8 protein-coding genes are annotated in these 11,153 nt (G+C 73.3%); 7 read left to right on the top strand and 1 reads right to left on the bottom strand.

Annotated features, from left to right (window positions below; genetic code table 11):
• Positions 1–79: 79 nt before the first annotated feature.
• The 7 genes from SRB17_RS33645 to SRB17_RS33675 all read left to right on the top strand — a co-directional run bounded on the left by SRB17_RS33645 (position 80) and on the right by SRB17_RS33675 (position 10,417).
• Entirely contained in the window at positions 80–1,084 is a 1,005-nt protein-coding gene (locus tag SRB17_RS33645) for a sugar ABC transporter substrate-binding protein (protein ID WP_323376621.1), read from the top strand.
• Positions 1,081–2,109 (top strand): ABC transporter permease, encoded by a 1,029-nt coding sequence (locus SRB17_RS33650; RefSeq protein WP_153543985.1) that lies wholly within the window; start codon positions 1,081–1,083, stop codon positions 2,107–2,109. The genes SRB17_RS33645 and SRB17_RS33650 overlap by 4 nt, the downstream gene beginning before the upstream one ends.
• Positions 2,106–2,876, top strand: coding sequence for an ATP-binding cassette domain-containing protein (locus tag SRB17_RS33655; RefSeq protein ID WP_323376622.1), 771 nt, complete (start codon positions 2,106–2,108; stop codon positions 2,874–2,876). Before SRB17_RS33650 ends, SRB17_RS33655 begins: the two co-directional genes overlap by 4 nt.
• 118 nt (positions 2,877–2,994) lie before the next feature.
• Positions 2,995–4,140 carry an ROK family glucokinase gene (locus tag SRB17_RS33660; RefSeq protein ID WP_153543987.1) on the top strand — a complete coding sequence of 382 codons (1,146 nt, stop codon included), beginning with the start codon at positions 2,995–2,997 and terminating at the stop codon, positions 4,138–4,140.
• A complete protein-coding gene (locus SRB17_RS33665; protein ID WP_153543989.1) occupies positions 4,137–4,718 on the top strand; it encodes a sugar kinase in 582 nt (193 codons plus the stop codon). Before SRB17_RS33660 ends, SRB17_RS33665 begins: the two co-directional genes overlap by 4 nt.
• Before the next feature lie 96 nt (positions 4,719–4,814).
• The gene (locus SRB17_RS33670) at positions 4,815–7,655 is read left to right on the top strand and encodes a DEAD/DEAH box helicase (RefSeq protein ID WP_153543991.1); all 2,841 of its coding nucleotides are present in this window, start codon (positions 4,815–4,817) and stop codon (positions 7,653–7,655) included.
• Positions 7,656–8,581: 926 nt separating this feature from the next.
• A complete protein-coding gene (locus tag SRB17_RS33675) occupies positions 8,582–10,417 on the top strand; it encodes an SWIM zinc finger family protein (protein ID WP_323376623.1) in 1,836 nt (611 codons plus the stop codon).
• An 81-nt stretch (positions 10,418–10,498) separates the two neighbouring features.
• On the opposite strand, the gene SRB17_RS33680 is transcribed toward SRB17_RS33675, so the two are convergent.
• The gene (locus SRB17_RS33680) at positions 10,499–10,990 is read right to left on the bottom strand and encodes a transglycosylase SLT domain-containing protein (RefSeq protein ID WP_416237110.1); all 492 of its coding nucleotides are present in this window, start codon (positions 10,988–10,990) and stop codon (positions 10,499–10,501) included.
• Positions 10,991–11,153 lie beyond the last annotated feature (163 nt).

The following is an 11,153-nucleotide window of genomic DNA, read 5'->3' on the forward strand; positions in this document are numbered from 1 at the left end:
ATACTGGAGCGTTTGGGGCCGCTGAGCTGATCACCGGCCCCTTCGGTACGCAGGAACACGGCAAGAAGGGCACCGCCTCGTGGCACGGTTTCGGACCTGGGTTGGCATCGCGCTCGCGGGGGCACTCTCGCTGTCCCTGGGGGCGTGCAGCAGCACCGGCGGCAAGCGGGCCGAGGATGCCCGCAAGGCCGCCGCGGCCCAGGGGAGAGCGGCGGTGAACACGCCGCGCTGGACCTTCGCGATGATCACGCACTCGGGAGACGGCGACACCTTCTGGGACATCGTGCAGAGCGGCGCCAAGCAGGCCGCCGTCAAGGACAACATCAACTTCCTGTACTCGCACGACGACCAGGCCCAGCAGCAGGCGCAGCTGGTGGACGCGGCGGTCGACAAGAAGGTGGACGGCATCATCGTCACCCTGGCCAAGCCGGACGCCATGAAGGCGGCGGTGGCCCGCGCCGAGAAGGCCGGCATCCCGGTGATCACGGTGAACTCGGGCTCCGAGGAGTCCAAGGCCTTCGGCGCCCTCACCCACATCGGCCAGGACGAGACCATCGCCGGCGAGGCAGTCGGCGACGAGCTGAACAGGCGCGGGAAGAAGAAGGCCCTGTGCGTGCTGCACGAGCAGGGCAACGTCGGCCACGAGCAGCGCTGCGACGGCGTCGCCAAGACCTTCCACGGCACCCTGCAGAAGCTGTACGTCAACGGCACGAACATGCCCGACGTCCAGTCCGCGATCGAGGCCAAGCTCCAGGCCGACGGCTCCATCGACTCCGTCGTCACCCTCGGCGCCCCGTACGCCGACACCGCGGTGAAGGCGAAGAGCGACGCGGGCAGCAGGGCCGAGATCGACACCTTCGACCTCAACGCCCAGGTCGCCGCCGAGCTGAAGAACGGCACCCTCGGCTTCGCCGTGGACCAGCAGCCGTACCTCCAGGGCTACGAGGCGGTCGACCTGCTGTGGGCCTACAAGTACAACGGCGACATCCTCGGCGGCGGCAAGCCGGTCCTGACCGGCCCGCAGATCATCACCAAGGACCAGGCCTCCGCGCTGGCCGCGTACACCGAGCGGGGCACCCGATGAGCGCGGCCACCGATGAAAGGATTCTGCAGGGCTCGCCGCTGAAGAAGCTGCTCTCCCGGCCGGAACTGGGCTCGGTGGTCGGCGCCCTTGCCGTCTTCCTCTTCTTCGCCTTCGCCGCCGACGGCTTCCTCAACGCCTCCAGCCTCAGCACGGTCCTCTACGCCTCCTCGACCATCGGCATCATGGCCGTACCGGTGGCGCTGCTGATGATCGGCGGCGAGTTCGACCTGTCGGCGGGTGTCCTCGTGACCTCCTCCGCGCTGGTCTCCTCGATGTTCAGCTACCAGATGACGGCGAACACATGGGTCGGCGTGGGTGTCTCGCTCCTGGTCACCCTCGCCATCGGCGCCTTCAACGGCTTCATGCTCACCCGCACCAAGCTGCCCAGCTTCATCATCACGCTGGGCACCTTCCTGATGCTGACCGGCCTGAACCTGGGCTTCACCAAGCTGATCGACGGCACCGTGTCGACCAAGACCATCGGGGACATGGAGGGCTTTCCCTCCGCCCACACGGTCTTCGCCTCGACCCTCACCGTCGGCGGCGTCGACTTCAAGGTCACCATCCTGTGGTGGCTCGGCCTGGTCGCCCTCGCCTCCTGGATCCTGCTGCGCACCCGCGCCGGCAACTGGATCTTCGCCGTCGGCGGCAACCAGGACGCGGCCCGCGCCGTCGGCGTCCCGGTCGCCAGCACCAAGATCGGCCTCTACATGGGCGTGGCGTTCGGCGCCTGGGTCTCCGGCCAGCACCTGCTCTTCTCCTTCGACGCCGTCCAGTCCGGCGAGGGCGTCGGCAACGAGCTGATCTACATCATCGCGGCCGTCATCGGCGGCTGCCTGATCACCGGCGGTTACGGCAGCGCGATCGGCTCCGCCGTGGGCGCCCTCCTCTTCGGCATGACCAGCAAGGGCATCGTCTTCGCTGAGTGGAACCCCGACTGGTTCAAGTTCTTCCTCGGAGCGATGCTGCTCCTCGCGACCCTGCTCAACGCCTGGGTCAAGAAGCGTGCGGAGGTCAGCAAGTGACTCTGGTCGAGCTGGCCGAGGTCAGCAAGCACTACGGCACCGTCCGCGCCCTCGAAGGCGTCTCGCTGGAGGTCCACCCCGGGGAGATCACCTGCGTCCTCGGCGACAACGGGGCCGGCAAGTCCACCCTGATCAAGATCGTCGCGGGTCTGCACCGGCACGACGGCGGCACCCTGCGCATCGAGGGTGAGGAGACGACCCTCTCCTCCCCGCGGGAGGCCCTGGACCGGGGCATCGCCACGGTCTACCAGGACCTGGCGGTGGTCCCTCTCATGCCGGTCTGGCGCAATTTCTTCCTCGGCTCCGAGCCCCGCAAGGGCAAGGGCCCCTTCAAGCGCCTCGACACCGACCTCATGCGCCGCACCACCCGCGAGGCACTGCTCCGCATGGGCATCGACCTCCGCGACGTCGACCAGCCCATCGGCACCCTCTCCGGCGGCGAACGCCAGTGCGTGGCGATCGCCCGCGCCGTGCACTTCGGCGCGAAGGTCCTGGTCCTGGACGAGCCGACGGCGGCACTGGGGGTGAAGCAGTCCGGTGTGGTCCTGAAATATGTGGCCGCGGCACGCGACGAGGGCCTGGGCGTTGTCTTGATCACCCACAATCCGCACCACGCGTACCTGGTGGGGGACAGGTTCGTCTTGTTGAGGCGCGGCACAATGGTGGGCAATTACACACGAGACGAAATAACCCTGGACGAATTGACCCGGCAGATGGCCGGCGGCTCCGACCTGGACGCTCTACGCCATGAACTGCAGCGGAGTTGAGGGGCGCGGGGACCTGCGCGACCAGCCGCGGGCCGGTCGCACCCGGCCCTGATCGCGCACCCCCTTCCCCCCTTCCCCGTGCCGCACCCTCACCCACGGTGAGGCACAATCGAGCGCGATGAGCACCTACCGCGACCTCACCGCCCCCATCGGCTCCCGCCGAGCCCCGGTCCTGCGTACCGTCGGCACGAGAGAGCGCCGGTCACACCTGACCGCGCCCCGCGTGCCCACGGTCGGGATCGACATCGGCGGCACCAAGGTCATGGCGGGCGTCGTGGACGCCGACGGCAACATCCTGGAGAAGCTCCGCGCCGAGACCCCGGACAAGTCCAAGAGCCCCAAGGTCGTCGAGGACACCATCGTCGAACTGGTCCTGGACCTGTCCGACCGGCACGACGTGCACGCGGTCGGCATCGGCGCCGCGGGCTGGGTCGACGCCGACCGCAACCGCGTCCTGTTCGCACCCCACCTGTCCTGGCGCAACGAGCCGCTGCGCGACCGCCTGAGCGGCCGCCTCTCCGTGCCCGTCCTCGTGGACAACGACGCCAACACCGCCGCCTGGGCGGAGTGGCGCTTCGGCGCGGGGCGCGGCGAGGACCACCTCGTCATGATCACCCTCGGCACCGGCATCGGCGGCGCCATTCTGGAGGACGGCCAGGTCAAGCGGGGCAAGTTCGGCGTCGCCGGCGAGTTCGGCCACATGCAGGTCGTCCCCGGCGGGCACCGCTGCCCGTGCGGCAACCGCGGCTGCTGGGAGCAGTACAGCTCCGGCAACGCGCTGGTCCGCGAGGCCAAGGAGCTGGCCGCCGCCGACTCCCCGGTGGCCTACGGGATCATCGAGCACGTCAAGGGCAACATCCACGAGATCACCGGCCCGATGATCACCGAGCTGGCCCGCGAGGGCGACGCGATGTGCGTGGAGCTGCTCCAGGACATCGGCCAGTGGCTCGGCGTCGGCATCGCCAACCTCGCCGCCGCCCTCGACCCGTCCTGCTTCGTCATCGGCGGCGGGGTCTCGGCCGCCGACGACCTGCTCATCGGCCCGGCCCGGGACGCCTTCAAGCGCCACCTCACCGGCCGCGGCTACCGCCCCGAGGCCCGCATCGCCCGCGCCCAGCTCGGCCCCGAGGCCGGCATGGTGGGCGCCGCCGACCTGGCCCGGCTGGTCGCCCGCCGGTTCCGCCGCGCCAAGCGCCGCCGGGTGGAGCGGTACGAGCGCTACGAGCGGTTCGCCCAGGGCCGACGCGACCGGGACACCGCATGACCGCGTCACTGCCGCGCCAGGCCGCCCCGCCGGACGAACCGCGCCGCCCCGCCGAGGACGCCCGGCACAAGGCCAGGCGCCGCGCGCTCACCCTGCTGATCATCGGCCTGCTCATCGGCGTCCCGGCCGGCTACCTGGTGATCTCGGCGAACCAGAGCCGCAACAGCGGCAAGGACAAGGAGGCCAAGTACTCGGCGACCGGCCTGACTTCGGGCTGGCCGTCGAAGGTGCAGCGCCGCCTCTACCAGGTGACGGTCCCGCACCCGGCCGACTACATCGCCTCCTACGAGACGAACAACTGGAAGACCAGCCGCCTCTACGTGCAGTTCCGCACCAACACCGCCGGCCTGGACAGCTTCCTGCAGGCCATGGGCGCACGCCGGGACGAGCTGAAGAAGGACGACATCGCGATCGGCGCCCGCGACCAGAAGGTGAGCGGCTGGCACTTCACCGGCACCGGACCCTGGTGGGGACTCGCCCACACGCAGAAGAACCCGGCGCCGACCCAGGACGTGGTCGTGAACATGTCCGACCCGGCCTACCCGATGGTCTACGTCGTCTCGCGCACGGTCCCGTGATCGCGGGCCCGGCCGGTCTCCGCGGCCGATTGTCAGACCCCGCCCGTAGAGTCGAAGACGTCTGATCCGACGCACGGGCGGGAGGTGGCACGACGTATGAGCGCAGGCACGGCCGCGGTGGCCGAGCGCACGGACGGCTCCGGGCGGGGCGGGGACGAGATCCCGGTGCGCCTCGCGTCCGTGTACCTCCCGGCGTCCCTCCCGCGCGAGGGCCGTATCGCCTTCTGGGACCCCGACGGCGGTTCCGTCGAGGGCGAAACCGCCGAGCTCACGGTCGTACGACGGCACGGTGCGAGCGTGCGCCGCCGGCAGGTGCCCGCGCTGACCCTGCCGCTCGCCGAGGCCCTGCCGCTGCTGGTCCGGGCCCGCCGCGACCCGGCCGCGCATCCGGCGACGGCCTGTTGGGGCGCCGCCGCACTGCACGCGCTGCGGCTGGTCGCCCGCGGCCGCCTGCTGCCGGGCCTGACCCCGAGCGGTCACGACGCCTGGCGGGCCGGCCCGCTGGAACCCGCCGACATCGCCCACCTGCGCGCGGTCGCCGCGGCCCTGCCCCCGGAGGGCCACGCCGTGCCGCTCCCGGACCCGGGCCCGCTCAGGCTGCCCGAGCCGGAGGCCCTGATCCGCTCCTTCGTGGACGCGGTCGCCGACACCCTGCCCCGCACCCCGGCCGCCCCGTACACCTCCGGCCGGCCTTTCGCCGCCCGGGAGCCCGTGGCGCTGCCCCAGGCACATGAGTGGGCGGCCGAGGTCGCCGCCGGCATGGACGCGGGCGTACGGATCTCGCTCCGCCTGGACCTGTCCGCGTACGACGTCTTCGACGCCGGCGAGCACGACGGCACCCGCGCTGCCGGGGCGGCCATCGTGCAGGTGCACAGCCTTGCCGACCCCACCCTGGTGGTCGACGCGGCGGCCCTGTGGGCGGGGGAGGCCGACACGGCGTTCGGGCCCCGCTCGCGGGTGGACGCCGCCCTCGCCGTGCGGCGCGCGGCGCGCGTGTGGCCGCCCCTGGACCGGCTCGCCGAACAGGACGTGCCCGATGTGCTCGCCCTGTCCGAGGAGGAACTGGGCGAGCTGCTCGGCGTCGGTGCCACGCGCCTCGCCGCCGCCGGGGTCGCCGTGCACTGGCCGCGGGACCTCGCCCGCGACCTCACGGCCGCCGCCGTGGTCCGCCCGGCACCCGGCTCCGCGACCGACGGCACCGGCTTCTTCGAGAGCGAGGAACTGCTCGGCTTCCGCTGGCAGTTGGCCCTCGGCGGGGATCCGCTCAGCGAGGCCGAGATGGACGCCCTCGCCGAGGCCCACCGCCCGGTCGTACGGCTCCGGGACCGCTGGGTGCTGGTCGACCCGGCCCTCGTCCGCAAGGCCCGCAAACGCGAACTGGGCCTGCTCGACCCGGTCGACGCGCTGTCCGTGGCGCTCACCGGCACCGCCGAGGTCGACGGGGAGACCGTCGAGGCCGTCCCGGTCGGCGCCCTGGCCGCCCTGCGCGACCGGCTCACCGCGGGCCTGCGCCCGGCCGAACCACCCACGGGGCTGGCGGCCACCCTGCGCGACTACCAGCTGCGCGGTCTGGCCTGGCTGGACCTCATGACCTCGCTCGGCCTCGGCGGCTGCCTCGCCGACGACATGGGCCTCGGCAAGACCGTCACCCTCATCGCCCTGCACCTGAAGCGCGCCCGCACCGAGCCCACCCTCGTCGTCTGCCCGGCCTCCCTGCTCGGCAACTGGCAGCGGGAGATCACCCGGTTCGCCCCCGGCGTCCCCGTGCGCCGCTACCACGGCCAGGGCCGCACGCTGGACGGCCTCGACGGCGGGTTCGTCCTCACCACCTACGGCACCATGCGCTCCACCGCGGCCCGCCTGGCCGGACAACCCTGGGGCATGGTCGTCGCCGACGAGGCCCAGCATGTGAAGAACCCCTACTCGGCCACCGCCAAGGCGCTGCGCACCATCCCGGCCCCCGCGCGCGTGGCGCTGACCGGCACCCCGGTGGAGAACAACCTCTCCGAGCTGTGGGCCCTGCTCGACTGGACCACCCCCGGACTCCTCGGCCCCCTGAAGTCCTTCCGTGCCCGGCACGCCCGCGCGGTGGAGAACGGCGAGGACCAGGAGGCCGTCGAGCGCCTCGCCCGCCTGGTCCGTCCCTTCCTCCTGCGCCGCAAGAAGTCCGACCCCGGCATCGTCCCCGAGCTGCCGCCCAAGACCGAGACGGACCATCCGGTGCCGCTCACCCGCGAGCAGGCCGCGCTGTACGAGGCGGTGGTGCGCGAGTCGATGCTGGCCATCGAGACCGCCGAGGGCATCGCCCGCCGGGGCCTGGTGCTGAAACTGCTGGGTGCCCTGAAGCAGATCTGCGACCACCCGGCGCTCTATCTGAAGGAGGACCCGCACGCCGACCGGCTCCTGGCCCGCTCCGGCAAACTCGCCCTGCTGGACGAGCTGTTGGACACCGTCCTCGCCGAGGACGGCTCGACGCTCGTCTTCACCCAGTACGTCGGCATGGCCCGCCTCATCACCGCGCACCTGTCCGCCCGGGCGATCCCGGTCGACCTGCTGCACGGCGGCACCCCGGTCCCGGAGCGGGAGCGCATGGTCGACCGCTTCCAGGACGGCGAGACCCCGGTCCTGGTGCTCTCCCTGAAGGCCGCCGGGACGGGCCTGAACCTCACCCGCGCGGGCCATGTCGTCCACTTCGACCGCTGGTGGAACCCGGCGGTCGAGGAACAGGCCACCGACCGTGCGTACCGCATCGGCCAGACCCAGCCCGTCCAGGTCCACCGCCTGGTCACCGAGGGCACGGTCGAGGACCGCATCGCCGAGATGCTCACCGCGAAGCGCGCCCTCGCCGACGCCGTCCTCGGCTCCGGCGAGGCGGCCCTCACCGAACTGACCGACCGCGAGCTGTCCGACCTCGTCTCCCTGCGGAGGCCGTCGTGACGAGCGGCGACCAGCGTCCCGGCGACGCCGCCCGCCGAGCCCTGCGAGAGGCACGCCAGCGAGCGGAAGCCGAACGGACCGGGGGCGAACGGGCCGGGTCCGTGCCGGCGGAGACAGGGTCTGCCGGGCCCGAGCGGGCGGAGGCAGGGCCGGCCTGGTCCGAGCGGGCGGAGCCCGGCCGAGCGAAAGCAGAGCGGGAGGAAACCGCGGAGGACCAGGCGGCATCCGGGCGCGCGTCCGACCGGCCCGGCACCCCGGAGCCGAGTCCCGCGGACGCCGCGCGGGCCGCTCTCCGGTCGGCCATGTCGGCCATGCCCGCGCGGTCGGTCGCGGCCGGCACGCCGGGCGAGACAGGCGACTTCCGCCCATCAGGCGACCGCCCTGCAACAGGCGCTCCGGCACAGCCCGCCGCAGGCGGAGGGATCGCCGACCCGGAGCAGTCCGCCGGTGGGGGTGGGTGTGGTGTGTCGGGGTCGGCTGGTGTGGGCGCTCGTGAGGTGCCGGGGTCCGCCGGTGCGGGTGAGCCTGATGTGCCCGGGTCCACGGGTGTGGTCCCTCGTGACGTACCGGGGCCCGCCGGTCGGGGTGGGCGTGGCGTGTCGGGGTCGGCTGGTGTGGTCCCCCGTGACGTGCCGGGGCCCGCCGGTGGGGGTGGGTGTGGTGTGTCGGGGTCGGCTGGTGTGGGCGCTCGTGAGGTGCCGGGGTCCGCCGGTGCGGGTGAGCCTGATGTGCCCGGGTCCACGGGTGTGGTCCCCCGTGACGTACCGGGGCCCGCCGGTGGGGGTGAGTCCGGCGTGCCCGGGTCCGCCGATGCAGATGCCCGAAAGATGCCGGGGACCGCCGGTGCGGCAGATCCTGACATGCCGGGGACCGTGGGTGCGGCAGATCCTGACATGCCGGGGGCCGCGGGTGCGGCAGGCCGTGCCATGCCGGGGCTCCCTCGTGCGGAACGTCCTGCGGGGCGTCCCGCCGACCTGGCCAGGGAGGCACTTCGGTCCGCCCGGCGGGAGGCGCTGCGTGCCGAGGCCGAGGCGGACGAGGCTGCCGCGCGCGGCGAGCGGGCGACGGCCTCCCGTACCCGACGCGGGCCGCGCGCGACCGGTGGCTCCGCAGCGACGGCGCCGCGCCCCGCGACCGTCCCCGGACCGGACTCCCGAGCCGCCCGCATCAAGGCTGCCCAGGACATGCGGCACTACCTGGCCAACGCCTTCCGGATGCCGGCGTGGTCCGACGACCCGGAGGAGGAGACACCGGGCACCGACACCACCGGCACCGGCGACAGCGCCGACACCACCGGGCCGCGCCCCGTCTCCACCCCAGCGCCCCCGTCCCCGCGCACACCGCAGCCCGCCACCCCCGCCGGGCCGGGCTCCACGCGGGACGAGCCGGCGTCCCCGGACACGCCGCCCGCCACGTCCACCCCCACCTCCCCACAGGCCGCCGTCCCGCACCGATCCGCCCCCGCCCCCGCGTCCCTCCACGTGCCCGCCACCATGGCCACCCCCCACCGCGACACCGAACTCCGCCGCACTTTCCCGCCGTTCCCGCCCCGCGAGGCCGGTGCCGAGGACGCGCCGTTCGCCGGGACCTGGTGGGGCAATGCCTGGGTGGCCGCGTTGGAGCGGGGTGCGCTGGATCCCAAGAGGCTGGCACGGGGCCGTGGTTACGCCGACCAGGGCCATGTCGACGCGATCACCGTGACCCCGGGGCTGGTACTGGCGTACGTCCGTGGAAGCCGGCCCCGCCCGTACCGGGTGCAGGTGCGGGTCCGCACGCTGGAGGACGCGGACTGGGCGCGGTTCCTGGACGCGGCCGCCGACCGGCCGGGGCACATCGCCGCGCTGCTCGACAAGGAACTGCCCCAGTCCCTCGCCGACTGCGGTGTGCCCCTGCTGCCCGGCCCCGGCGACCTCGTGCCGCGCTGCAGCTGCCCCGACTCCGGGCACCCCTGCAAGCACGCGGCCGCGCTCTGCTACCAGACGGCACGGCTGCTCGACGCCGACCCGTTCGTGCTGCTCCTGCTGCGCGGACGGGGCGAGCGGAGCCTGCTGGACGCGCTGTCCCGGCGCAGCGCCGCCCGCGCGGCCCGCGCCGCCCAGGAGCGGCAGCCCGAGTCCCTGCCAGGCGTCCGCGCCGCCGACGCCCTCGCCCCGCGCGAACTCCCGCCGCTGCCCCCGCCGTTGCCGGCACCCCCGCATCCCGAGCAGCCCCCGGTCTATCCGGCGGCGCCCGGCGGCCCGGACCCCTTCGCGCTGGACCAGCTCGCGACCGACGCCGCCGCCCGCGCCCACGCACTGCTCGGCACCGGACGCGACCCGGTGGGCGAGCTGACGCTGTGGCAGGACGCGGTACGCCTGGCCGCCGCCCGCCCCGGCTCCGGCCTCACGGCCACCACCCGCACCCTCTACGCCACGCTCGCCACGGCCGTTGGCCGCACCCCGGCCGACCTCGCGCGGGCCGTCGCGGCCTGGCGCCAGGGCGGGGCCGCCGGACTGGCCGTCCTGGAGGAGCCGTGGGACCCGCCGGCCGGCCGCTTCGACCGGGCCCGCCCGCTACTGCTCGCCGCCGACCTCCCGGCGTTCCGCCCCTGGCACAACCGACTCACCCATCCGCGCGGCCACGTCCAGCTCCGCCTGGGCCGCGACGGCCTGTGGTACGCGTACGAGTCGGAGCCGGGCCAGGACGACTGGTGGCCGCGCGGCACGCCGGACCTGGACCCGGTGGGCGCCCTGACCGGCCTCGGCACCCCGGACGACGCCTGACCGTTGCTGCGCGACAAGGCCGGTGCCGGCAGCGGTTGTCGCTGCCGGCACCGGCCTTCAGGTGCTGGGGTGTGCGTCGGCTCAGTACGCGGAGTTCACGTTGTCGATGGAGCCGTAGCGGTGGGCCGCGTAGTTGGCGGCCGCGGTGATGTTGGCCACCGGGTCGGTGACGCTCTTGGCGGTACCGGCGACGTGGTAGGTGTTGAAGGTCGGGTCGATGACCTGGAGCAGGCCCTTGGAGGGGGTGCCCTGCTTGGCGTTGACGTCCCAGTTGTTCTGCGCGCTGGGGTTGCCGCCGGACTCGCGCATGATGTTGCGCTTGAGGCCCTCGTAGCTGCCGGGGATGCCCTTGGCCTTCATGATCTGCAGAGACTGCTTGATCCAGCCGTCGAGATTGTTGGCGCTGCCGTCGTGCGAGGAAGCCTTGACCACCGAGGAGGCCGGCACCTGCGTCGCTTCGGCGGCCTGTGCGTTCGCGGGCATCAGAGTGAGGGCGACAGCCGCCGCGCCGGTGGTGGTGATGCCGGTGAGGGCGAGGGTGCGCAGACGGGCGATGCGGGTGCGGGTGGTCATGGTCATACGGAAGTAACTCTCCACAGGAGGACGAAGTCGGAGCCGGCCGCGGTCGGTCGCGGTGGCGTGGGGCGGTGCCTCGTGCCGCGTCGGGAGCGGGTGGATCCGGCGGTGTTCCGCTCGGTCCGGCCTGTGGCTCCCGGCGACGACAGCAATAGTTATC

The sequence above is a fragment of the Streptomyces sp. RB17 genome (genome assembly GCF_009604455.1).
In the GTDB taxonomy this organism is placed as follows: domain Bacteria; phylum Actinomycetota; class Actinomycetes; order Streptomycetales; family Streptomycetaceae; genus Streptomyces.